The following is a 22,226-nucleotide window of genomic DNA, read 5'->3' on the forward strand; positions in this document are numbered from 1 at the left end:
AGCAGCACGAGTACTGCTGTTGTCCATTATACACGAAAGCGGCAGCACTTACAATAAAAACTTTAGAAAAATCGCGCAAACACTCCGACCGGATAGAGGAAGGCCCCACCGCAGAAGCGGCGGGGCCTTGGGACAGTTCAGCTTTGGTCCACGGGGATGGTCTGGCCGTTGAGGGTAATGGAAACCACCTGCTCCGGGTCGATGGGCTCCTCAAACTCCCACATCACCCAGCCTGCCCGCTGGCTCCACACCTCGTCATAGTAAGCTGGGGTAAGGACGGCGCCGTCGGCCAGGGTGACGGAGAGGGACAGCTCTGTGCCGGTGAGCTGGCAGGGGTATTCCTGCCCCTCCGGGGTGCCGAAGTTGGCACAGACGCTGAGGGGAGAGACCGCGATCTGTTTTAACTGGGCATCCCAAGTGCGGCCAAAGGGCATTTTCCCGTCGCGGGTATAGGGGAACATGATAGGCTCCGTGGGGGTGGCGGTACGCAGGTCCATCACCTCCACCGGAACGGTGATCTCCCAATGACCTTCAATGCGCCCACCCGCTGTGGAATATTCCGTACTCAAGTGGACCAGATTCAGGTATTTTAGGGTATCCGGTGTCAGACCGGGCAGGCAAAAGTCCCAGCCGCCCTCCACTGCGGTGCAGGTCACGTCTCCCATACTCTGCTGAGGCCAGCGGTCCGGGTCCTCCGGGTCATACAGGTAATACTCCACATAGCAGGAGCGTCCATTGTCCATCAGTGAAACGATATTCTCTTCCTGAACAAAGCGCACATGGTAGCACCCATCGGCGGCAAAGCCCATGGAGGAGACAGAGACAGCTCCGTCTTTATCCAGCGCTATAGGGTTCTGGTCCGGCAGAAGAACAGTGGCACCAGCATCGGCTATGGTGCTTTCCAGGTCCGCGTCAGGAAGTTCCTCTCGGTTCAGGGCCAGCCGAGCCTGCCAATGACCGGGAATAAAATAGCTGGCCTCCAGGCGGACCCAGGTGGGGGGAGCGTCCGCCAGGTCAGCGGTGCCGCGGCTGTATACCAGGGTGGCCAGATGCTGCTCCGGGTCATAGTCCAGCACTTCCAGTCCCTTACCTCCGTTGCCCCAGTCAAACTGTCCATCCGTTTCCTGGGAGAGGATCAGATCGCTGACGGTATCCTCATCCAGAGTGGTTCCCGTCAGATCCTGCAGGGTGAAGTACAGTCGGGTGACTCTGGTGTCAGCCAGGGCCTGGACTGCTTCGATCCGGATCCCCTGATCCTCACAGGCGCTCTCCACCTCTGTGGCATAGGGGGCCCGGCTGCCCAGGTCGTTCTGGATGGCGTGCCAGATGGTGGGCCCCGCCGCCAGGGCGGTAACGGTAAGGGCGGCGGCAGCGGCTGCGGCTACAAGCCCCCGCCGGGTGAGGCGGCGGGGCCGGGTCTTTTCCCCGGACAACGCTTTTCTCATCCGCTCCCGGGTGCCCTCCACCAGCGCCCGGTTCGGGGCAATCTCGTCAAATTTGGCGCGATAATCGTGCTCAAACACAGGGAATTCCCTCCTTCTTCCAAAACATCCCGCAGCTGCCGCCGGGCCCGCATAAGGCGCATCCGCACGGCGGACTCGCTTTTTTTCAGCAGCCCGGCGATCTCAGGGGTGGAATACCCCTCGTAATAGTAGAGATGGACCACCACCCGCAGGTCGGGAGACAGCCTGTCCAGGCAGGCGTCCAGCTCACTCCCCGCCTCCGGCGGCGGAGCGGTCAGCTCCCCCATCTCCTCCAGAGGCTGGGTCCGGCGGCGGAAGGGATTGCGCCAATAGGAGTTGGCGCAGTTGATGGTCACCCGGCAGAACCAGGCTTTTTCATGCTCCTCACTTTCCAGGCTGGGGCGCTTGCTGACCAGTCGGAGAAACACCTCCTGAAACACGTCCTCCGCCCCCTCCTTACTGCGGGTGCGGGCAAAGGCCAGTCGGTAGACCAGCCCGGCGTACCGCTCCAGCAGCTCCTCCGCCCAGGCGTTGAACCCACTGACATCATCCTTCACATGATCCCTCCTCTCCAGGTGTTTGAAAAGGCCTTTCACTTGAACTACGCGCCAACCCTCTGTTTCGTCACATCAAAATAGAAAAGCGCAGGCCCGCGGCCTGCGCTTTTTCAAAGTTATTACGGTTGCACGATTTCGCTGCCGTCCAGCGGCACGGTGTAGGTGGTGCAGCTGGCGGTACCGTCGGGCCCGGGGGTGACCTGCTCCAGCTGGCACAGCCAGCCGGTGCCCTCCTGGTTCAGTCCGGCGCACATCAGCTTGGTGGTAGTGCCATCCTGAGTGGTGGGACCGATGATGGCGCCATCCTCCTCCACTGTCAGTTCGTCGCTGTTCCAGCCCAGCCAGGCGGCCAGTTTGTGCAGAGCCTCAGACTGAGTCAGACCGCTTTCCGCAACAAATGGATTGACCGTGGCCTGGGTCGTTTGAGCATTCTGTTTATCTGGGGTCACGCTGTAGGGCTCAGCCCCATTTCCGGCAGGGGTCTGGGATACGACGACAGGCTCCTGGGTCTGCGTACTGCCCGCCCCGGAATGGTTCCGGCTGTCCGGCTCGCTGTTCGTTCCCTGCCCGGAACTGCCGCTGACAACCTTGTCCTCCGGGCTGTTGCTCTCCGCCGGAGCCTCGGTAGGCTGAGGCACGATCTCCCGGGTCACCGGACCCTCCTCACCACCTCCGGACGGCAGATTGGTCTCCGTCATCACGGAAACAGTGCCGGGGTTCTCTTCGCTCCCTCGGAAACCACTGGTCCGCCACTGGTCCATAACCCCCGCGCCCACCAGCACAAGGGCGGCCACCGCCGCCAGGGAGGCCAGGCTCCGCCAGCGCCACTGGCGTTTCTTGCTCTGGAAGGGAGTGACTTTGGAGGTATGGATCTTGTCCATGACCCCTTCCTTCAGCCCTGCGGGAGGCTGAGCGGTCAGCTGAGGCAATTCCTCATGGAGCTCCTCCAGATCGTCCGCAAGGGTCCGGCACGCCGGGCACACCGACAGATGCTCCTCCAGCCGGGCAGTCTCCTCCTGGGTCAGAGGTCCATCCAACCGGGCGCTGATCAGCTCCAGCGCCTCGTCACAGCTCAGCATATCGTTCCCTCCTCTCCGTTTTGGGGGAAATTCCCCCTTGTTCATGGTATAGACGTGGACGAATCAAAAAAGTTCCCCTGTTTTTTCAAATAGTTTCGCAGAGCCAACCAGGCACGGGCAATGCGGGATTTCACCGTACCCTCCTCCAGGCCCAGTACCTGAGCGATCTCGCCGTAGGACAGCCCCTCCAGCTCCCGGAGGATGAGCACCCGCCGGTGCTCCGCCGACAGGGTGGCAAGGCCCGCCCGCAAAGTCTCCCGCCGCTCCCGGCGCTCGGCTTCCACATGGGGCGAGAACCGTTCGTCGGGCAGCTCGGCCTGCCTGGCCTCCTCCTCATCGTCCAGGGAGATGGTCATGGACAGAGCGCTGCGCCGCTTCTCCCGGCGGAGAAAATCAATGCACACATTGCTGGTCAGCCGGTACAGCCAGGTGGCAAAGGAGCTGTCCCCCTGGAACTTGCCCAGCCCCTTCCAGGCGTTGAGAAAGGCTTCCTGACTCAGCTCCAGGGCGTCGTCCGGGTTGCCCGTCATCCGCAGGGCCAGATTGTAGATCCGTCCCTGATTCTGTTCCACCAGGGCAGCAAAGGACTCCTCGTCCCCCTGCCTGGCCCGCTGGACCAGCTCCCATTCCGCTTTCATGCCTTCCTCACCCCTTTCTCTATCTTGTACCCGCCGCCGTTACCGGTCCGGCTCGTCTTTCAAATCCCGCTTGATGCCTGCCGTCACCTTGTAGATATCCTCCAGGGTGGACACATGGCTGATCTGTTCCTTATAGTACCCGGCGTGGGGCACTCCCTTCAGATACCAGGCGTAGTGCTTCCGGGCCTCCAGGCAGGCAATGTGCTCCCCCTTCTGGGCCGCCGACAGTTCAAACTGCCGCACCGCCGTGTCACACCGCACGGCCAGCGGGGGCAGGGGCGGGATCTCCTCCCCCGCCAGAGCCGCCTGGGCCCGCTGGAACAGCCATGGATTGCCGAAGCAGCCACGGCCGATCATGGCCATATCCGCCCCGGTATACTTGAGGATGCGTACCGCGTCCTTTGGCTCAAACACGTCGCCGTTGGCGATGACCGGGATGGACACCGCCTCCTTCACCGCCCGGATGTAGTCCCAGTTGGCGGTGCCGGAGTACATCTGGGTCCGGGTGCGGCCGTGGACCGCCACGGCGGCCACTCCGGCCCCCTCCATGGCTTTGGCAAACTCCACACAGTTGATGGAGCCCTTGTCCCAGCCCAGGCGGAATTTCACCGTCACCGGCCTGCCGCCGGCGCCCCGGATCACCGCCTCTGCCACTTTGACCGCCAGTTCAGGGTGCTTCATCAGGCCGGAGCCGTCCCCGGAATTGGCCACTTTAGGCACTGGGCAGCCCATATTGATGTCAATGATATCGGCGCCGGACCGCTCCGCGGCCATACCCGCCGCCTGCTCCATACAGGCCGGGTCGCTGCCGAAGATCTGCACCGCCGCCGGGTGCTCTCCCTCCCCCAGCTGGAGAAGCGGAACGGACTTCTTGTCCTGATAGCACAGGGCCTTGGCGCTTACCATTTCCGTAATGGTATAGCCCGCCCCCAACTCCCGGCAAATGGTCCGGAAGGCCAGATCGGTCACTCCCGCCATAGGCGCCAGCGCCAGGGCTGAATTTATCGTGATATTGCCAATTTTCACAGTGTCCCCCGATGTGTTATAAATAGTAGCGTAACAAGCGTATCATACCACAGGACAAGGAATCCGGCAAGTTCGTTTCCCTTGCCCGGTATCTGACGTTTGATTTTAAAATAAGGAGTGTTCCAATATGGATAAGTACGTCTGCGATCTCTGCGGCTATATTTATGATCCCGCTGAGGGCGATCCCGACAACGGCGTGGCCCCCGGCACTGCCTGGGAGCAGGTCCCCGCCGACTGGGTGTGCCCCCTGTGCGGCGTGGGCAAGGATCAGTTCTCCAAACAGTAAGTGTTTCCTCCCCGCATTCCGCCTGTCTGACGGGTCTTCCGTCAGACAGGCGGAATTTCTTTTTTGCATGAAGTTCATTCCAAAATTTCATGCGTAAAGGTTCCTTTGTTTATAGCCAATCTGTTCCCCCTTTTCCCTTTTCGCTTTTTTGTATATTTTGTTTTTTATATTCCTATTTGTAATCATCTTTCTTGTTGCCATTCTACTTGTCATCTCTATAGCGTTACCCCATTTTGCATATTCTTCATATAATCCATTCATTTTTTGATTCTCCTCATATCCAATGTCCAGCGGTTGGAATTCTGCTTCTCCCCATTGACAGAACCGATGGAGGCCTCTTATAATGGCCTCGACGAAACCAAAAATGACCCAATTTTCCTGTGGAAGGGAGGCCCTATTTTGGAACATCTGTTAGCGCCGCTGGTGGGGGATGCCTCCCCCGTGACCGTGATCGGCCTGTGCAAGAACGCGGGCAAGACCACCGCCATGCGCCGCCTGATGGCCGAGTTGGGGGAGGAACGGCTGGCCCTCACCTCGGTGGGCCGGGACGGAGAACGCACCGACCTGGTCACCGGGACGGAAAAACCCGATCTGTATTTGAAAGCCGGCGATCTGTTTGCCACCGCCCGGGGCATGATCACGCTGTGCGACGCCACTCTGGAGGTGGTGGATCTCACCGACGTAATGACCCCGCTGGGACCGGTGGCTATTTTCCGCACCCTGTCTGACGGCTATGTCCAGCTGGCCGGTCCCTCCGCCGCCGGACAGCTGAGGCCCCTCACCGCCCGTTTTATGGAATTGGGGGCCCAGCGGGTCCTCATCGATGGGGCTGCCGGACGGAAGTCTCTGGCTGGCGCCGGTGTGGAGGGCGTGGCCCTGCTGTGTACCGGAGCGTCTCTGGACCGGGATATGGACCTGGTGGTATCGGAGACCGCCCACACCTGCTGGCTCTTTGACCGGAAAGTGCCGGAGCACGCCGGCCTTCGTTCCGCTCTGGAGGGCGTGGAGGACCGCTTTGCTCTGTTCGAGCTGGACGGCACCCATCTGGAGCTACCTCTGGACGAGGGCGGCAGCCCCAAGTGGAACAAGCTGCCCCGCCGTCCTCTGGTGGTGTGGGCGGCGGGAGGCGTTACCGATCCCCTGCTCAAAACCCTGGCCCGCCGGGGAGCTCCCACCACCCTGGTCACCCAGGACGCCACCCATCTGCTGGCAGGCCGTGCCGCTCTGGAGCTGTTCCAGCGCAATGGCGGCCAGCTGGCTGTCCGCCGGGAGCTGACCATCGCCGCCGTGGCGGCCAACCCCTGGTCGGCCTACGGCTGGCACTTTGAACCAGATCAATTTATCTCCGCCCTGCGGCAGGCCATCCGCCTGCCGGTGGTCAACGTGAAGGAGGAACAAGATGGAACTGACGCATGAACTGCGGGAAAACGCAGGGTTTCAGTGGGTACTGAACCGGCTGAGTCCCATGTCGCCGTTCGGCAAGGCGGCCGCCCGCTCCCTGCGGTGGTACGGCCCGGGAGAGGAGGCCGCCCTGGAGGAGGAGCTGGACAACGTGGCCCTGGCCATGGAGCTGTGGAACGCCGGCACCACCGCCCCCCAGACAGAGCGCTGCGGCTGCGGCCCGGTACGGCTGACCGAAGCCGAGCGCAAGGACGCCGCCGCTGCCCTGCGGGGTGTGACCCGCTGCCTGCCCCTGTTTCACGACATCCGCGGCTCCTTCGACCGGGACCCCGGCGCCCCCTTCGATCTGGTGGAGCTCTTTGAGATCAAGCACTTCCTGGTCACCCTGGAGCAGCTGATCCAGGCCTACGCCGCCCTGCCCCCCATGGCCGGGCTGTCCTTCCCCTCCCTGGCCGACGCTTTGGGGCTGATGGACCCGGAGGGACGCCGCCTGCCCACCTTCTCCGTTGTCAATTCCTACCACAACGACCTGGCACCCCTGCGGGCGGAAAAGGCCAAGCTGGAGAAGGCCATCCGCATGACCATGGAGGACAAACGGGGCCCCCTGATGGAGAAACGCCGCGTCCTTGCGGTGGAGGAGGACAAGCTGGAGCTGGAGGTCCGCCGGATGCTCACCGGCAAGCTGATGGTTTACAAGCAGGCCTTCCTGGACAACATGGAGACTCTGGGCCGGCTGGATCTCATTGTGGCCAAGGCCAAGCTGGCTCTGCGGTACAACTGCGTGCGGCCCGCCCTCAGCACCGACAAATCCATCACCCTCCGGGGGGTACGTCATCCCCAGGTAGAGGAGGATCTGGCTGAGCGGGGCGAGCAGTTCACCCTGCTGGATCTGGACCTGAAGCCGGGGTGCACCGTCATCACCGGCGCCAACATGGGCGGCAAGACTGTGTCTCTTCGCTCCACTGTGCTCTCCCTGCTTCTGTGCCAGTGCGGCTTCTTTGTCTTTGCCCAGTCCGCTTCCCTGCCACTGTTCCACCGGGTGGAGCTGATCCTGGCCGACAGCGGCCCGGGCGCCGGCGGCCTGTCCTCCTTCGGCAAGGAGGTCCACCTGCTGGACAAGCTTCTGCGGGAAACCCACGGCCAGTTCTTCTTTGTGGCTCTGGACGAATTCGCCCGCGGCACCAACCCCCAGGAGGGTGCAGCCCTGGCCCGGGCTCTGGTGCGCCATCTGAGCAGCCTGGACTGCGTGGCACTCATGACCACCCACTACGACGGGGTGTCCGACGTGGCCGCCGCCCACTATCAGGTGGCTGGTCTGGTACGGGACATCCAGGGCGACGAGGGGGACGATCCCCGCAAGCGGATCGCCCGCCGGATGGATTACCGGCTCCTTCCCGCCCCTCCCGGCGCCCCCTGTCCCCGGGACGCCCTGCGGGTATGCCGGCTGCTCAAGCTGGACGATACGCTCATGGAACTCTTCCAGGCCGACCTGTAATGTTTTCCTGCTCCGGCAGGCGGTTTATGCCGCCTGCCGGAGTTTTCGCCCTTCCAGTTCTGGTTACCATTTGGTAATTGCTGTCCCGCTGTAGCGCACAAAAGTCTATGTAACAAAGAAAAATTTTGTAAGCCTAATTTCACAAAAAATAGTTGACAAACCAAATTGACTGGGTTATAGTGTTTTTGTCAAAAGTGAATAATACGCATGGATAGAGGCGCGGAGTGCAAGGTAGCAGAGCAATGATAAGGGCAGGCGAGCCCAATGTGTTCTGTGAATGTCCGCTCCGCCGAAGGGGGATGTGAATCGCACAGCCCTCCCCCTGAGCCGTGGGCCCAGTGCTCACGGATTGTCATGAGTCACATGAAGCGCTATTTGTGTCTGAACGAGAGTTTCCCCTCCCGCGGACATGAGTAGTGTTTTTTTGTTCATGAAGCGCTATCTCGCCGGAGGACAACATCTCCTACCGGCGGGGTAGCTTTATTTTTTGAGGAGGCGTGTCATGGAAAAGCTTATCATCACCGCGGCCATCTGCGGCGCAGAGGTCACCAAGGAGCATAACCCCGCTGTTCCCTACACCGTGGAGGAAATGGTCCGTGAGGCCAAGAGCGCCTTTGACGCGGGCGCCGCCGTTATCCACGTCCACGTTCGTGAGGATGACGGCACCCCCACTCAGGACCGGGAGCGGTTCCGTGTGATTCTGGACGCCATCAAGGAGGCCTGCCCCGGCGTGATCCTGATCCCCTCCACCGGCGGTGCCACCGGCATGACCCCCGAGGAGCGGCTTCAGCCCACCGAGCTGTGCCCCGAGATGGCCACGCTGGACTGCGGCACCTGCAACTTCGGTGACGACATCTTCGTCAATGATATGCCCACCATGCGGGCTTTCGGCAAGCGGATGCTGGAAAACAACATCAAGCCCGAGTACGAGTGCTTTGAGATCGGCCACCTGGACACCATCGTGAATATGGCCAACAAGGGTCTGGTCCCCGGCGCTCCCATGCAGTTCAACTTCGTGCTGGGCGTGTCCGGCTGCACCCCCGCCACTGTGGGCAACCTGGACTACCTGGTGAAGCAGATCCCCGCCGGCTCCACCTGGACCGTCACCGGCATCGGCCGGGGCGCCTGGCCCATGGTTGCCGCCGGTATCGTGATGGGCGGCAACGTCCGCGTTGGCTTTGAGGACAACATCTACCTGGAAAAGGGCCACAAGGCCGCTTCCAACGGCGAGCTGGTGGCCAAGGTGGTCCGTCTGGCCAAGGAGCTGGGCCGCGAGATCGCCACCCCCGATGAGGCCCGGAAGATTCTGTCTCTGGCCTGATCCCATTCCTTTGTTTTACTTATCTCCCCAACCATATATCTCCCCAAACCAACACTAAATGAAACAGGAGGAACTTTCTATGCAGAAGAAAGGCAACAAGTACGGCACTCATCGCGTCATCGAGCCCCAGGGACTGCTGACCCAGGCCGCCAAGAAGATTGACAACACCATGGAGTGCTGGTCCAATGAGATCCTGTGCGACGTGACCGCTCTGAACATCGACTCCGCTTCCTTCACTCAGATCTATGAGGCCTGTGAGAAGGACCTGGCCCGCACTGAGCAGATGATCCTGGACATCGTGGGCGAACGCGGCAAGATGCAGAACCCCGTCACCGGTTCCGGCGGTATGTTCATCGGCACCGTCCGTGAGATCGGTGAGGACCTGCAGGGCAAGATCGATCTGAAGGTGGGCGACAAGATTGCTTCCCTGGTGTCCCTGTCCCTGACCCCCCTGAAGATCAACAAGATCAAGGCCATCCACCCCGAAATCGACCGTGTGGACGTGGAGGCTCAGGCTATCCTGTTTGAGTCCGGCCTGTATGCCAAGCTGCCCGACGACATGAGCGAGGAGCTGGCCCTGGCTGCTCTGGACGTGGCTGGTGCTCCTGCCCAGACCGCCAAGCTGGTGAAGCCCGGTGACTCCGTGCTCATCCTGGGCGGCGCCGGTAAGGGCGGCATGATGTGCTGCTACGAGGCCATGAAGCGCGTTGGCCCCACCGGCAACGTGGTTGCCCTGGTCATCTGCCAGGAGGATGCCGACCTGCTGAAGAGCATGAACCTCTGCCACCACGCTATCGTGGGCTCCGCTACCAACCCCACCGAGGTTCTGGAGAAGTCCCTGGCTGTCAACAACGGCAAGGAGTACGACGTCTCCATCCTGATCGTGAACGTGCCCGCCTGCGAGATGGCCGCCATCCTGCCCGTCCATGACAACGGCGTGGTGTACTTCTTCTCCATGGCTACCGATTTTGCCAAGGCTGCCCTGGGCGCCGAGGGCTGCGGCAAGGACGTCACCATGATCGTGGGCAACGGCTACACCAAGGACCACGCCGAGATTACCCTGTCCGAGCTGCGTGAGAATCCTCAGCTGAAGGCTTATTTCGAGAAGAAGTATCTGTAAGGTGATTCTGAGCTGTCTGTGCAGCTCGGACGCCGGCACAGCCGGCCGCGCCTTTTGGCGCGCAGAACGCGCAGCATTCCCGCAGGGGCAATTCATTTGCCCCTAGGATGTCAAATCACGGGGTCCCCGCGCAATGGAACATTGCGTGGGGCGCTGCGTGAGAATCCTCAGCTGAAGGCTTATTTCGAGAAGAAGTATCTGTAAGCCTCTGTTTGACCGATCTCCAGATCATACCCTGTTTACCCTGTGTCTTACCTGTCCCGTTGACAGATGAGCTGATTGATGTGATCGTTCCGCGGCCGCTCATTCCGGGCCCCGGTCCCGACGGAGAAACACTCCTCCCCAACCCTTTCTCCCCGTTCCGGTTTCCGGTCCCTGACGCCTGCGGATGGCGCATCCCTACACCGATTTAGAAAGGATGACCTTGTTATGGTAGAGTCCCGCCGTAAGATCCTGTTTCCCGATGTGACTGATGAGCAGTGGAACGACTGGCACTGGCAAGTCAAGAACCGCATCGAGACTCTGGAGGACCTGAAGAAGTATGTGGATCTGACCCCCGAAGAAGAGGAAGGCGTGAAAGCCTGCCTGGGTACCCTCCGCATGGCCATCACTCCTTATTATCTGTCCCTGATCCAGCCCGGCGATCCCAACGATCCCGTCCGTCTGCAGGCTGTTCCCACCGGCAAGGAGCTGCATCAGTCCGCCGCCGATCTGTTGGACCCCCTGCACGAGGATGAGGACTCCCCCGCTCCCGGTCTGACTCACCGCTATCCTGACCGCTGCCTGCTGCTGATCACCGACCAGTGCTCCATGTACTGCCGTCACTGCACCCGCCGTCGCTTTGCCGGTCAGAACGACGCCGGCCTGCCCGTGGATCAGGTGGATCAGGCCATCGAGTACATCCGCAACACTCCCCAGATCCGCGACGTGCTGCTGTCCGGCGGCGACGCCCTGCTGGTGAGCGACGAGCGTCTGGAGTACATCATTGCCAAGCTGCGCGAGATCCCCCACGTGGAGATCGTCCGCATCGGCTCCCGTACTCCCGTGGTGCTGCCTCAGCGTATCACCCCCGAGCTGTGCAATATGCTGAAGAAGTATCACCCCATCTGGCTGAACACCCACTTCAACCATCCCAACGAGATCACCCCCGAGGCTGCCGCCGCCTGTGCCCGTCTGGCCGACGCCGGTATCCCCCTGGGTAACCAGAGCGTGCTGCTGGCCGGCATCAATGACTGCGTCTACACCATGAAGAAGCTGGTCAACGAGCTGGTCAAGATCCGCGTGCGTCCCTACTACATCTATCAGTGCGACCTGTCCATGGGCCTGGAGCACTTCCGTACTCCCGTCAGCAAGGGCATCGAGATCATCGAGGGCCTGCGCGGCCACACCTCCGGCTACTGCGTGCCCACCTTCGTGGTGGACGCCCCCGGCGGCGGCGGCAAGACTCCCGTCATGCCTCAGTACGTCATCTCCCAGACCCCCAAGAAGGTCATCCTGCGCAACTACGAGGGTGTTATCACCACTTACACCGAGCCCGAGCACTACACCGATTGTCAGTGCGACTACTGCACCGGCAAGAAGAAGAAGGAGCTCATGGGTGTGGCCGGTCTGGAGCGCGGCCAGGCTCTGTCCATGGAGCCCGCCGGCCTGGAGCGCCACAAGCGTTCTCATCACGAGGAGTAATCCAAAAGGAGACAGCGGATCGCCGCCCACGGCGGCGATCCGCTTCCCCCCGTTTTTGAACTGACAAAGAATGGAAGTGATCGATGTTGGAATCCAAGCTGAATCTTGATTTTAAGCTGGTGGAACAGGCCCGTGCCCACGCTTCCCGGGTTGCGGACGACACCCAGCGTTTCATCGACGGCTGCACCACCGTGGCCGTGGAGCGTACCATCTGCCGCCTGCTGGGCATCGACGGTGTGGACGCCGCTGACGTGCCCCTGCCCAACGTGGTGGTGGACCATCTGATGGATAAGGGCGCTCTGCCCCAGGGCGTGGCCTTTTGGATCGGCAACGCCATGGTGGAGACCGGCAAGGACCCCCAGGCCATCGCCGAGGCTGTTGCCAAGGACGAGCTGGAGCTGACCGCTCTGCCCACTCACAGCGAGACCGAGATCCACGCCGCTCTGGACCCCATCGTGGAGGCCAGCTTGGCCAAGATCCGCGCCCGCCGCAAGCGCCGCGAGGACTTCATCGCCACCCACGGCGGCGAGAAGCAGGGTCCCTGGATCTACCTGATCGTGGCCACCGGCAACATCTATGAGGACGTTGTGCAGGCTACCGCCGCCGCCCGCCAGGGCGCCGACGTCATCGCCGTGATCCGTACCACCGGCCAGTCCCTGCTGGACTATGTGCCTTACGGCGCCACCACCGAGGGCTTCGGCGGCACCTACGCCACCCAGGAGAACTTCCGCCTGATGCGCGAGGCTATGGATAAGGTGGGCGAGGAGCTGGGCCGTTACATCCGTGTGTGTAACTACTGCTCCGGCCTGTGTATGCCCGAGATCGCCGCCATGGGCGCCTTCGAGGGTCTGGACGTGATGCTGAACGACGCTCTGTACGGCATTCTGTTCCGCGACATCAATATGCAGCGTACCCTGGTGGACCAGTCCTTCTCCCGAGCCATCAACGCCTATGCCGGCGTGGTCATCAACACCGGTGAGGACAACTACCTGACTACCGCCGACGCCGTGGAAGAGGCTCACACCGTGCTGGCCTCCCAGTTCCTCAACGAGGCTTTCGCCCTGCGGGCCGGCCTGCCCGAGGAGCAGATGGGTCTGGGTCACGCCTTCGAGATCGACCCCGACGTGGAGAACGGCTTCCTGTATGAGTTGGCCCAGGCCGAGATGGCCCGGGAGATCTTCCCCAACGCTCCTCTGAAGTATATGCCTCCCACCAAGTTCATGACCGGCAACATCTTCCGCGGCCACGTTCAGGACGCCCTGTTCAACATGGTGACCATCCTGACTCAGCAGAAGATCCACCTGCTGGGTATGATGACCGAGGCTATCCACACTCCCTTCCTGTCCGACCGTTTCCTGGCCATCCAGAATGCTCAGTACATCTTCCGCACCATGCAGGACCTGGGCAGCGAGATCGTCTTCAAGGACGGCGGCATCATGCAGAACCGTGCTGCCGACGTGCTGCACAAGGCTACCGACCTGCTGGGCCAGATCGAGCAGCTGGGTATTTTCGAGACCCTGGAGCGGGGCATCTTTGCCGACATCAAGCGTCCTCGCGACGGCGGCAAGGGCCTGGACGGCGTTGTGACCAAGGCAGCCGGGTACTTCAACCCCTTCCTTGAGCCCATGATGAAAGGGGGTGCCGGCAAATGAGTTCCGGACTGTATCAGATTCGCGATAAGGACCTTGACACCACGCTGGACCTGACCCGGCTGAAACCCTATGGCGACACCATGAACGACGGCAAGGTGCAGCTCTCCTTCACCCTGCCCGTTAAGGACGACGACAAGGGCGCCGCGGCCGCCGTGCTCATGGCTCAGAAGATGGGCCTGGCCGACCCAAACGTGGCTCTCCGCCAGAAGCTGGACGAGTCCTTCACCTTCTATGTGGTGTACGGCTCTCTGACTCACTCCATCAACTACAATGAGATCGTGGTACAGACCGTGGCTGACGAGGCCATGGATATGCACGAGACCGACGAGTTCCTGAAGGAGCGCCTGGGCCGCAAGCTGGTGGTGGTGGGCGCCTCCACCGGCACCGACGCTCACACCGTGGGCATCGACGCCATCATGAACCGCAAAGGCTTTGCCGGCCACTACGGCCTGGAGCGCTATGAGATGGTCGAGGCCTATAACCTGGGTTCCCAGGTGCCCAACGAGGAGTTCCTCAAGAAGGCCGCCGAGGTCAATGCCGACGTGCTGCTGGTGTCCCAGACTGTGACCCAGAAGGACGTACACATCCACAACCTCACAGAGCTCATCGAGCTGGCCGAGGCCGAGGGTGTCCGTGAGAAGTACATCTTCTGCTGCGGCGGCGCCCGTGTGACCCACGCTCTGGCCAAGGAGCTGGGCTATGACGCCGGCTTCGGTGCCGGCACCTATGCCGACGACGTGGCTACCTTCTGCGCCAAGGAAATGGTTCGCCGCCTGGGCAAATAGTCAAAATTGGGATTTTTCGATTTTTCCTCTTTTTCCCCTCTTTTTCTCTGTAGGACAACGGGGCCCCGTTGTCCATTCTGCGCAAAAAACGCCGGGGCGATTGCCCCGGCGTTTTTACTACCTTCTTACATATAATAGAATTTACAGCCCCAGCCAGGCCTTCAGATCCCCAAGGTCCGCCGCCACATGGTCCATAGGCAGACCGCTGGATTCGAAGTTCTGGCGGGTAGTGGTGCCGTTGAGGACGGCACAGAAGTGGGTCCCGGCCCGGTGAGCCGTCTCGGCATCAATAAGGGTATCTCCGCAGTAGAGCACATTTTCCGGCTTCAGGCCCAGCTCTGCCAGAGCTGAAAGCAGCCCCTGGGGGTCCGGCTTGGGCCGGTCCACCTTGTCGCCGCCGGTAAGGGACACCAGGTACTGCCGTACTCCTCTGGCCTCCAGCACTGCCGTCAGTGTGTCGGTGCGCTTGGTGCTCACCACTCCCGCCGGGATGCTGGCTTCCTTCAGGGCGGAGAGCAGCTCTGCCGCGCCGGGGAAGAGTTTGGTCACCTGCACTTGGAGGGGCGCGGCCTTCTCCGTATACAGCTGTCGGAACAGGGCCCGCTGCTCCGGCCGGTTATCCCCGGTGAGGGTGGTGTAGCCGTCCTCCAGGGTCATCCCAATGGTGTGGCGTACCGCCTCCCGCTCCGGCTCCGGCAGTCCCATCTGTGTAAAGCCATACCGGAAACCGGCCACAATGGCCTCGGTAGCGTCCCCCAGTGTATAGTCAAAATCAAAAAATACCCCTTGAAAACCCATGGTTCCTCCCAAATTCATTCGTATTGCTTGCGGCCTGTGGTGCTTGGAATGTGCAGTTCATCCCGGTACTTGGCCACGGTACGCCGGGAGAGAGGGCAGCCCTGGGCCGTCATCAGCTGGCACAGCTTCTGATCAGACAGCGGCTTCTTCTTGTCCTCCCCGGCGATGAGCTTTTTCAGCAGGGCCTTGGCCGCGTCAGGGGACGCAGCTTCCTCGCTGCCCGTTCCCAAGCTGCGGGAGAAGAAGTAGCTCAGAGGATACACCCCCATGGAGCACTGGATGTATTTGTCCTTTACCGCCCGGCTCACCGTGGACTCGTGGACCCCGATACGCCCGGCCACATCGGCCAGGGACATGGGCACCAGATGGCCCGGCCCCTGCCGGAAGAAGGCCTCTTGCAGTTCCAGAATGCATCCGGCGCAGGACATGAGCGTGGAGCGGCGCTGCTCAATGGCATGGACCATCCATTTGGCCTGCTTTACCTTGCCGGTCAGGTAGTCCTTTACCTGCTGATCTTCACTCTCCTTCAGCAGTCGGGTGTAATACCCGCTGATTCCCAGGTTGGGAAAATAGTAGTCGTTGGTCAGCAGTTCGAAGTGATCGGGGAAGCTGACTACGATGATATCGGGATTGATATAGGTCAGATTCTCCCGGGCAGCAAAGCCGGTGCCCGGCCTGGGATGCAAGGTGCGGATACGCTCACAGGAGGCCCGCACCTCCTCCGGGGTGGCCTTCAGCTCCCGGGCAATGAGGCCGTAGCGGCTCTTGGACAGGGCGTCCAGCTGACTCTCCACGATACGCACCGCCAGCTGATCCACCGGGGTACGGCGCACCAACTGGAGGCGCAGACATTCGGACAGATCCCGTGCACCCACACCGGCAGGTTCCAAAGACTGGACGGCCGCCAGGGCTCGTTCCAGCAACTCCACGGCACAGCCGCAATCGGCGGCCAGGGCATCCAGAGGCTCATCCAGCCAGCCGCTCTGATTGAGACTCTCCACCAAAACGGTGGCGGCCTCCATCACCTCTGGCGGCAGGTCCAGCACTTTAAGTTGGGAGAGCACATAATAGTAGAGGTTGTCCTCCCGGTCCTCCATAGTGCCGTAATTGCCCAGCCGGTCATCCTCCTCGGTATCCTGTTGATGGTAATAGCGATTCTGAGGATCGGTGGACTCCAGCCACTCCAGCTTGCGGCGGAGCTGATCGCTCTCATCCGCCCTGTCGTAGCGCTCCTCCGGCTCCAGTACCGGATTTTCCTGCACGGCCTCCTCAATGTATTCCAGCAGCTCCTGAGACCCCATCTGAAGGATCTCCATGGACTGCATCATTTGGGGAGAGAGGGTCTGCGTCTGCTTCTGTGTCAGGTTCAATTCCAAGGTAACTTCCTCCCTTCGCCCATTTTCGCGGTTTCTCGAAAGAAAGTATATCATGGAATCCCCTCACATTTCAACATCCCACCCAATAGAAAAATGCGTCAATCCCGAGGCGCCAGCAGCTGTTCTGCTCCGTAGCGCAGGCAGCGGCGCAGCCGGGATTCTCCCCGCTTGATGTTGCGGGACACGGTGGACTTGTCCACACCGGTCAGTTCGGCGATCTGCCGCATATTGAGTCCCTTTTCATAATAGAGCAGCATACATTCCCGCTGCCGGGGGGTCACATCCTCCTGGAGCGCCAGCATCACATTGCGGCGCAGCCGTCCCATCTGCTCGGAGTTATCCTCCGCCATCACTTGGGTATAGACCGCCATGTCAGCGGCAAAGGTTTTTCCTCTTCTATATCGTGTACCGGACATTGCAGTGATACCCCCTGTCGTAATAGCGCTCACACAGGACCGCCAGATCCCTGGCCTCCCGCCGCATTGCCTCCAGATGGCGAATACGCTGCTCCAGCAGCCGCTGGTCACGTTCGTCCTCTTCGGCACTCCTGCGGCGCTCCAACAGCTGCACCCTCTGCCGCAGGATCTCCGCGCCTGTCCGATATTGCACTGATAACTCCTGTAGTGTCATACCTCGTCCCCTTCTCTCTTTCTGTAAGCTCCGCCCTGCAGAGCGGGCACACCTCCCGTTCCCGGCCATACAGCTCCGCGCCGCAAAGGCTGCACCGACCTGCCGGCGGTATCCGCTGCACATCCCGCAGCGGGTCTGTCCACACCCGTGGCTGGATACCCATTCCTCCTCCAAAAATTTTTTGAAAAATTCTTTCTTTTCCCTTGACAAATCCCCTTCTCCCTGATAAAATAACATTCGCTGTGGACGAGCTGGTCTGCTGGTGTAGCTCAGTTGGTAGAGCAGTTGATTTGTAATCAACCGGTCGGGGGTTCGAGTCCGTCCACCAGCTCCAACAAGTTCATATGGAGGAGTTCCCGAGTGGCCAAAGGGGGCAGACTGTAAATCTGTTGCGATTCGCTTCGGTGGTTCGAATCCACCCTCCTCCACCAAAAATGTCTCGCCAAGCGGCGGGGCATTTTTTATTCGGATTCGAAAGGCGGCTCTTGAAAACGCGCCAGTGGCGTGTTTCCTCCGCCGTGGCTTTTCCGCAGAAAAGCCGATCCACCCTCCTCCACCGCGTCGGAGCAAGCGCCATATCATTTGCTCTGCTGTAGTCACGTCAGAGCGCATTCATTTTGCTGCTTCTCCTTTCCAAATCGAACCCGCTTTGCTGGGCTTCGATTTGGTGACAGGCGGGGCGTTTTTTATTTTCCTCCCCAATCGGATGCCTCGCCGGACGGCGAGGCTCTTTTCTTCCCCTGTAATTCTCCCCTCTCCGAAATAAATCTCCGATTGGTGATGAACTTATCCAGATTTGGAACTTTCGTTCCATTGCACAGCCATAATAGCACCAAACGGAGATAAAAGTCAATCATTTTTTGTCGAAGCACATTGCGTTTGGTGATAAAATGTGATAGAATAGGCCCACAAATTGGACAGGAGGGAAAACGGTATGGAGCAGGAGAGCACCTTCGGCGCCCGTCTGCGCACCCTGATGGAGGAGTCCGGCCTCAGTTACGAACAGTTGGGGGACCGGCTGAATATGAATCCCCAGACGCTGAACCGTTATGTGCTGGGCCAGCGTGAGCCCAAAATCGGCACCGCCGCCGCCATTGCCCGCTCCCTGGGGGTCGATCTGCTTTGGCTGCAGGGGTTCAATGTCCCCCGTCAGCCCCCCTGCCCCGCTCACCGGGAGCCGGTAGTCCCCATTCTTGGGGTGATCCGGGCAGGTTTTCCCATTCTGGCCAGCCAGCAGATCGAAGGCTATGCCGCCGCCGACATATCTGACCCGGAGGAGCACTTCTATCTTCGGGTGGCTGGCGACAGCATGATCAACGCCGGTATCCGGGACGGGGACCTGGTGCTGATCCGACGGCAGTCCACAGCGGAAAACGGCCAGATTGTGGCCTGTCTGGTAGATGGCGAGGATGCCACGCTGAAGCGCTTCCGCTGCCAGAAGGGCATGGTGATCCTTCAGCCGGAAAATCCCTACTATGAGCCAAAGATCATTCCCCTGCGGGACTTTGAGCAGGGTCTGGCCCGCATCGTCGGCGTAGCCGTCAAGCTGGTGCGGGAATTATAAAAAGGAGCGATACCATGCTGACGGATGATTGGATGCTGCGGCAGGTGGACGGGCTGGCCCGTTCCCTGGCCAAGCTGGTTTTGAAAAAGGACTCTGCCGACTATCTGCCCACCGGTGCGGAGGAGGACGCGGCGCTGGACGCCCTCCATCTCCGTCTGGTGGAGCGGTTGGCGGCCGGTGACGTGGGCGGCGGAGAGGATCTGCTCTTTCAGGAGGGCGACTGGGACGACCTGCGCTACCTGGAGGTGGCGGTGGACTTTTATACCCGCGCCAACACCCTCACCGACGGCCAACTGGAACAGGCCGGCTTTGACCGGCAGGAGCTGCAGGAAGGCCTGCAGGAACTGGCTGCCCGTTACGGCGTGATTTTATAACAAGGAGGACCTATTGATGAAGATTTGCCTGCCCCAAATTGCCGAGACCCCCATGCCTCAGTTCAAAGGGGGCAAAAAGACCACCTACAGCAGGGTCATGGATGACGGCCTCAACCGGATCTTTCAGACCCGGCTGGAGAGCGGCGCCTCCATCGGCCTGCATACCCACACCGGCAGCAGTGAGATCCTATATGTCCTCTCCGGCACCGGAAAGGCCATCTGTGACGGCGTGGAGGAGCGGCTGGGCCCCGGCGACTGCCACTACTGCCCGGAGGGCCACGCCCATACCCTCATGAACGACGGCGGGGCCGACCTGGTCTTTTTTGCCGTGGTACCTCAGCACAACTGAATAAAAAAGCGGCGGACGCCATGCGTCCGCCACTTTCTTATTGCTCCCGCCGGTACTCCTCCAGCTCCAGCTGGTCCCGAATCTCCAGGCCCCGCTCACCGGCCAGGCCCTCCACATGGTGGGTAAACTCGTGGGACAAGGTGGTATACAGCTCGTCCTCCCAGTCCTCCTCCGTCCAGTTCTCCCGCTCCGCCAGGGCAGCAAAGGAGCCGTAGTAGAGGTTGATGTACTTCCCCATCATATCGTTGCAGTACTCCCCCATGATGTAGAGGTCCTCCCCTGCCGGGTCCTCCGCCGCCTCAGGCAGCAGGGAGATACCGCCGTTCAGGTCCTGATAGAACGCCTCTGGAAACTCCTCTGCCATTTCGTCCAGCAGGTCCCCCGCCTGGTCAAAGCTGAGGATCATACCGTTCCCTCCTTGGGCTTTTTCATGGTGAGGGAGATACGCTTCTTTTTCTCGTCCACCTCCAGCACCCAGACGGTGACGATGTCCCCCACGGCGCACACTTCGCTGGGGTGGCGCACCCGGCGGCCCGCCAGCTGGGAGATGTGGACCAGTCCGTCCTGGTGGACGCCGATGTCCACAAACACGCCGAAGTCAATGACGTTGCGCACCGTGCCGGTGAGCTCCATCCCCGGGCGCAGGTCCTTCATCTCCATCACGTCGGTGCGCAGAATGGGGCGGGGCAGCTCGTCACGGGGGTCCCGGCCCGGCTTGAGCAGCTCCTTCACGATGTCATACAGGGTGGGCAGGCCCACGCCGCAGGCCTGGGCCGCCTTCTCCCGGTCATAGGCCTGCAGCCGCTGGTCCAGATCGGCTATGTTTCCGGCTGCCACGTCCTTCAGGGTGTAGCCGCACAGCTCCAGCAGCTTCTGGGCCGCCTCATAGCTCTCCGGGTGGACGCCAGTATGGTCTAGCACGTTCTTGCTCTCCGGTACCCGCAGGAAGCCGGCGCACTGCTCGAAGGCCTTGGGACCCAGCTTGGGTACTTTGAGCACCCCCTTCCGGGTGGTAAAGGCTCCGTTCTCCTCCCGGTACTTGACGATGTTCTTGGCGGTGGTGTTATTGAGGCCCGCCACATAGGCCAGCAGAGGGGCGGAGGCGGTGTTCAGGTCCACCCCCACCGCGTTGACGCAGTCCTCCACCACGCCGCCCAGAGTCTCGTCCAGCCGGGCCTGGGGCATATCATGCTGATACTGGCCCACGCCGATGGACTTGGGGTCGATCTTCACCAGCTCGGCCAGGGGGTCCTGGAGCCGCCGGGCGATGGACACGGCGGAGCGCAGATTCACGTCGTAGTCGGGGAACTCCTCCGCCGCCAGCTTGGAGGCGGAGTACACACTGGCACCCGCCTCGTTGACGATCATATAGCTCACCCCGCCCCCCAGCTTGCGGATCATCTCCACCGCCATCTGCTCGGTCTCCCGGCTGGCGGTGCCGTTGCCAATGGCGATGTGGGCCACGTTGTGCTTGCGGATGAGCTTGGACAGGATGTCGATGGCCTCCTGCTTTTTCTTTTCATTGAAGGTGGGATAGACCACCGCCGTGTCCAGCACCTTGCCGGTGGCGTCCACCACCGCCACCTTGCAGCCGTTGCGATAGCCCGGGTCCAGGCCCATGGTGACAAAGCCCTTCACCGGCGGCTGCATCAGCAGGGGTTTTAGGTTGAGGCCGAACATCTTGATGGCCCCCTCGTCAGCCTGCTCGGTGAGCAGGTTGCGCATCTCCCGCTCCACCGAGGGGAAGATGAGCCGGTCGTAGGCGTCCTCGGCGGCGGCGCGCACAAAGGCCATGGCAGGGGCGCCGGGGTTGAGCACCTGCCGCCGGACAGGGATGAGGGCGGCCTCCCGGTCCATCTCCACGCTCACTTTCAGGAGTTCCTCCCGCTCGCCCCGGTTGATGGCCAGGATCTGGTGGCCCTGGAGGCGGTTGATGGGAGACCGGAAGTCGTAGTACAGCCGGTATACCGTGTCCTCCGGGTCCTTGGCCGCGGCGGCGGATACCAGATAGCCCTTCTTCCATACCAGCTCCCGCAGCAGCTTGCGGATGTCAGCGTCGTCGGAGATGCGCTCGGCAATGATGTCATTGGCGCCCTGGAGGGCCTCCTCCGCCGTCTCCACGCCCTTCTCCGGGTCGATATACTCTGCCGCAGCCGCCTCCGGCGCAGGGCCGTCCATGGCCTGAGCGAAAAGCAGATCGGCCAGGGGCTCCAGCCCCTTCTCCTTTGCTATGGTGGCCCGGGTGCGCCGCTTCTGCTTGTAGGGGCGGTACAGGTCCTCCACCTCCGCCAGGGTGGCGGCGGAGTCGATGGCGGCGGAGAGTTCCTCCGTCAGCTTGCCCTGGGCCTCAATGGCCCCCTTGACCTCCTCCCGCCGCTTGTCCAGGTTCCGCAGGTATTGCAGCCGGTCGGCCAGGGTACGCAGGGTGGTGTCGTCCATGGCGCCATGGAGCTCCTTGCGGTAGCGGGCGATAAAAGGAATGGTGTTGCCCTCGTCGATGAGGTCCACCACGTTCTGAATGTATGTCTCCTTCTGGCCCAGTTCCCTGGCCAGGATCTGAATGATGGTATCCATAGTGTTCTCCTTTGCAGCGGGCTTGTAACCAATATTTTACCCATTTTTGTCCGTC

23 protein-coding genes, 2 tRNA genes and 1 riboswitch are annotated in these 22,226 nt (G+C 61.2%); of the genes, 13 read left to right on the plus strand and 12 right to left on the minus strand.

Translation table 11 applies throughout. The annotated features are described in order from the left end of the window. Positions 1–137: 137 nt before the first annotated feature. The 5 genes from WHJ28_RS08800 to dusB form a co-directional block, all read right to left on the minus strand. The gene (locus WHJ28_RS08800) at positions 138–1,523 is read right to left on the minus strand and encodes a hypothetical protein (protein ID WP_340041764.1); all 1,386 of its coding nucleotides are present in this window, start codon (positions 1,521–1,523) and stop codon (positions 138–140) included. Further along, a complete protein-coding gene (locus WHJ28_RS08805; protein ID WP_340041766.1) occupies positions 1,442–2,020 on the minus strand; it encodes an RNA polymerase sigma factor in 579 nt (192 codons plus the stop codon). The genes WHJ28_RS08800 and WHJ28_RS08805 overlap by 82 nt, the downstream gene beginning before the upstream one ends. 119 nt (positions 2,021–2,139) lie before the next feature. Next, a complete protein-coding gene (locus WHJ28_RS08810) occupies positions 2,140–3,099 on the minus strand; it encodes an anti-sigma factor family protein (RefSeq protein WP_340041768.1) in 960 nt (319 codons plus the stop codon). A gap of 41 nt (positions 3,100–3,140) precedes the next feature. Continuing rightward, positions 3,141–3,737: an RNA polymerase sigma factor gene (locus tag WHJ28_RS08815; RefSeq protein ID WP_340041769.1), complete on the minus strand. Its 597-nt coding sequence runs from the start codon at positions 3,735–3,737 to the stop codon at positions 3,141–3,143. Positions 3,738–3,776: 39 nt separating this feature from the next. Then, positions 3,777–4,763, minus strand: a complete 987-nt coding sequence (gene dusB, locus WHJ28_RS08820; protein WP_340041771.1) for a tRNA dihydrouridine synthase DusB — start codon at positions 4,761–4,763, stop codon at positions 3,777–3,779. A gap of 127 nt (positions 4,764–4,890) precedes the next feature. On the opposite strand from dusB, the gene rd reads away from it, so the two are divergent. Next, positions 4,891–5,049, plus strand: a complete 159-nt coding sequence (gene rd, locus WHJ28_RS08825) for a rubredoxin (protein WP_317325787.1) — start codon at positions 4,891–4,893, stop codon at positions 5,047–5,049. Positions 5,050–5,136: 87 nt separating this feature from the next. Here the strand turns inward: rd and WHJ28_RS08830 are convergent, their stop codons facing one another. Next, positions 5,137–5,310, minus strand: coding sequence for a hypothetical protein (locus WHJ28_RS08830; protein WP_340041774.1), 174 nt, complete (start codon positions 5,308–5,310; stop codon positions 5,137–5,139). Between the two features lie 138 nt (positions 5,311–5,448). Between WHJ28_RS08830 and kamB the strand changes: the two genes are divergently transcribed. The 7 genes from kamB (at position 5,449) to kamE (ending at position 14,506) form a co-directional block, all read left to right on the plus strand. Next, the gene (gene kamB, locus WHJ28_RS08835) at positions 5,449–6,465 is read left to right on the plus strand and encodes a lysine 5,6-aminomutase reactivase subunit KamB (protein WP_340041776.1); all 1,017 of its coding nucleotides are present in this window, start codon (positions 5,449–5,451) and stop codon (positions 6,463–6,465) included. Further along, complete coding sequence (gene kamC / locus WHJ28_RS08840) at positions 6,449–7,945, plus strand: lysine 5,6-aminomutase reactivase ATPase KamC (protein ID WP_340041778.1); 1,497 nt, start codon at positions 6,449–6,451, stop codon at positions 7,943–7,945. The genes kamB and kamC overlap by 17 nt, the downstream gene beginning before the upstream one ends. Before the next feature lie 204 nt (positions 7,946–8,149). Next, a riboswitch (Lysine riboswitch) is annotated at positions 8,150–8,327 on the plus strand. A 120-nt stretch (positions 8,328–8,447) separates the two neighbouring features. Then, positions 8,448–9,266 carry a 3-keto-5-aminohexanoate cleavage enzyme gene (gene kce / locus WHJ28_RS08845; protein WP_087269889.1) on the plus strand — a complete coding sequence of 273 codons (819 nt, stop codon included), beginning with the start codon at positions 8,448–8,450 and terminating at the stop codon, positions 9,264–9,266. Between the two features lie 79 nt (positions 9,267–9,345). Then, positions 9,346–10,386 (plus strand): L-erythro-3,5-diaminohexanoate dehydrogenase, encoded by a 1,041-nt coding sequence (gene kdd, locus WHJ28_RS08850; protein WP_340041780.1) that lies wholly within the window; start codon positions 9,346–9,348, stop codon positions 10,384–10,386. 429 nt (positions 10,387–10,815) lie between these two features. Next, positions 10,816–12,069, plus strand: coding sequence for a lysine 2,3-aminomutase (kamA, locus tag WHJ28_RS08855; RefSeq protein ID WP_340041782.1), 1,254 nt, complete (start codon positions 10,816–10,818; stop codon positions 12,067–12,069). A gap of 83 nt (positions 12,070–12,152) precedes the next feature. Then, positions 12,153–13,721, plus strand: coding sequence for a lysine 5,6-aminomutase subunit alpha (kamD, locus tag WHJ28_RS08860; protein WP_340041784.1), 1,569 nt, complete (start codon positions 12,153–12,155; stop codon positions 13,719–13,721). Beyond that, a complete protein-coding gene (kamE, locus tag WHJ28_RS08865) occupies positions 13,718–14,506 on the plus strand; it encodes a lysine 5,6-aminomutase subunit beta (RefSeq protein WP_340041786.1) in 789 nt (262 codons plus the stop codon). Before kamD ends, kamE begins: the two co-directional genes overlap by 4 nt. 141 nt (positions 14,507–14,647) lie before the next feature. Here the strand turns inward: kamE and WHJ28_RS08870 are convergent, their stop codons facing one another. From WHJ28_RS08870 to WHJ28_RS08885, 4 genes are all read right to left on the minus strand, one after another. After that, positions 14,648–15,304, minus strand: a complete 657-nt coding sequence (locus WHJ28_RS08870) for an HAD family hydrolase (RefSeq protein WP_340041788.1) — start codon at positions 15,302–15,304, stop codon at positions 14,648–14,650. Positions 15,305–15,318: 14 nt separating this feature from the next. After that, on the minus strand, positions 15,319–16,680 hold the full coding sequence (gene rpoN, locus WHJ28_RS08875) for an RNA polymerase factor sigma-54 (protein ID WP_340041790.1): 1,362 nt from the start codon (positions 16,678–16,680) through the stop codon (positions 15,319–15,321). A gap of 98 nt (positions 16,681–16,778) precedes the next feature. Next, positions 16,779–17,096 (minus strand): sigma-70 family RNA polymerase sigma factor, encoded by a 318-nt coding sequence (locus tag WHJ28_RS08880; protein ID WP_340041792.1) that lies wholly within the window; start codon positions 17,094–17,096, stop codon positions 16,779–16,781. Beyond that, positions 17,077–17,289, minus strand: a complete 213-nt coding sequence (locus WHJ28_RS08885; RefSeq protein WP_340041794.1) for a hypothetical protein — start codon at positions 17,287–17,289, stop codon at positions 17,077–17,079. Before WHJ28_RS08885 ends, WHJ28_RS08880 begins: the two co-directional genes overlap by 20 nt. Before the next feature lie 279 nt (positions 17,290–17,568). Between WHJ28_RS08885 and WHJ28_RS08890 the strand changes: the two genes are divergently transcribed. From WHJ28_RS08890 to WHJ28_RS08910, 5 genes are all read left to right on the plus strand, one after another. Beyond that, positions 17,569–17,644 (plus strand) — tRNA-Thr (locus WHJ28_RS08890). A 12-nt stretch (positions 17,645–17,656) separates the two neighbouring features. Continuing rightward, positions 17,657–17,741 (plus strand) — tRNA-Tyr (locus WHJ28_RS08895). Between the two features lie 503 nt (positions 17,742–18,244). Next, positions 18,245–18,874 (plus strand): LexA family protein, encoded by a 630-nt coding sequence (locus WHJ28_RS08900; RefSeq protein WP_340041796.1) that lies wholly within the window; start codon positions 18,245–18,247, stop codon positions 18,872–18,874. Between the two features lie 14 nt (positions 18,875–18,888). Next, positions 18,889–19,248, plus strand: a complete 360-nt coding sequence (locus tag WHJ28_RS08905; RefSeq protein WP_340041798.1) for a DUF6483 family protein — start codon at positions 18,889–18,891, stop codon at positions 19,246–19,248. A 16-nt stretch (positions 19,249–19,264) separates the two neighbouring features. Next, positions 19,265–19,597, plus strand: coding sequence for a cupin domain-containing protein (locus WHJ28_RS08910; RefSeq protein WP_340041800.1), 333 nt, complete (start codon positions 19,265–19,267; stop codon positions 19,595–19,597). A gap of 37 nt (positions 19,598–19,634) precedes the next feature. On the opposite strand, the gene WHJ28_RS08915 is transcribed toward WHJ28_RS08910, so the two are convergent. Both WHJ28_RS08915 and WHJ28_RS08920 read right to left on the minus strand, forming a co-directional pair. Next, positions 19,635–20,003: a metallopeptidase family protein gene (locus WHJ28_RS08915; protein ID WP_340041802.1), complete on the minus strand. Its 369-nt coding sequence runs from the start codon at positions 20,001–20,003 to the stop codon at positions 19,635–19,637. After that, the gene (locus WHJ28_RS08920) at positions 20,000–22,171 is read right to left on the minus strand and encodes a Tex family protein (protein WP_340041804.1); all 2,172 of its coding nucleotides are present in this window, start codon (positions 22,169–22,171) and stop codon (positions 20,000–20,002) included. The genes WHJ28_RS08915 and WHJ28_RS08920 overlap by 4 nt, the downstream gene beginning before the upstream one ends. Positions 22,172–22,226 lie beyond the last annotated feature (55 nt).

Origin of the sequence: Flavonifractor porci, assembly GCF_037572415.1 — a bacterium.
GTDB lineage: Bacteria > Bacillota > Clostridia > Oscillospirales > Oscillospiraceae > Flavonifractor > Flavonifractor porci.

Coding starts and splice junctions, on each gene's coding strand:
- WHJ28_RS08810 (WP_340041768.1), bottom strand. CDS start 3,099: ATGCTGAGCTGTGACGAGGCGCTGGAGCTGATCAGCGCCCGGTTGGAT.
- WHJ28_RS08815 (WP_340041769.1), bottom strand. CDS start 3,737: ATGAAAGCGGAATGGGAGCTGGTCCAGCGGGCCAGGCAGGGGGACGAG.
- rd (WP_317325787.1), top strand. CDS start 4,891: ATGGATAAGTACGTCTGCGATCTCTGCGGCTATATTTATGATCCCGCT.
- WHJ28_RS08830 (WP_340041774.1), bottom strand. CDS start 5,310: ATGAATGGATTATATGAAGAATATGCAAAATGGGGTAACGCTATAGAG.
- kamC (WP_340041778.1), top strand. CDS start 6,449: ATGGAACTGACGCATGAACTGCGGGAAAACGCAGGGTTTCAGTGGGTA.
- kce (WP_087269889.1), top strand. CDS start 8,448: ATGGAAAAGCTTATCATCACCGCGGCCATCTGCGGCGCAGAGGTCACC.
- kdd (WP_340041780.1), top strand. CDS start 9,346: ATGCAGAAGAAAGGCAACAAGTACGGCACTCATCGCGTCATCGAGCCC.
- kamA (WP_340041782.1), top strand. CDS start 10,816: ATGGTAGAGTCCCGCCGTAAGATCCTGTTTCCCGATGTGACTGATGAG.
- kamD (WP_340041784.1), top strand. CDS start 12,153: ATGTTGGAATCCAAGCTGAATCTTGATTTTAAGCTGGTGGAACAGGCC.
- kamE (WP_340041786.1), top strand. CDS start 13,718: ATGAGTTCCGGACTGTATCAGATTCGCGATAAGGACCTTGACACCACG.
- WHJ28_RS08870 (WP_340041788.1), bottom strand. CDS start 15,304: ATGGGTTTTCAAGGGGTATTTTTTGATTTTGACTATACACTGGGGGAC.
- WHJ28_RS08880 (WP_340041792.1), bottom strand. CDS start 17,096: ATGTCCGGTACACGATATAGAAGAGGAAAAACCTTTGCCGCTGACATG.
- WHJ28_RS08900 (WP_340041796.1), top strand. CDS start 18,245: ATGGAGCAGGAGAGCACCTTCGGCGCCCGTCTGCGCACCCTGATGGAG.
- WHJ28_RS08905 (WP_340041798.1), top strand. CDS start 18,889: ATGCTGACGGATGATTGGATGCTGCGGCAGGTGGACGGGCTGGCCCGT.
- WHJ28_RS08910 (WP_340041800.1), top strand. CDS start 19,265: ATGAAGATTTGCCTGCCCCAAATTGCCGAGACCCCCATGCCTCAGTTC.
- WHJ28_RS08915 (WP_340041802.1), bottom strand. CDS start 20,003: ATGATCCTCAGCTTTGACCAGGCGGGGGACCTGCTGGACGAAATGGCA.
- WHJ28_RS08920 (WP_340041804.1), bottom strand. CDS start 22,171: ATGGATACCATCATTCAGATCCTGGCCAGGGAACTGGGCCAGAAGGAG.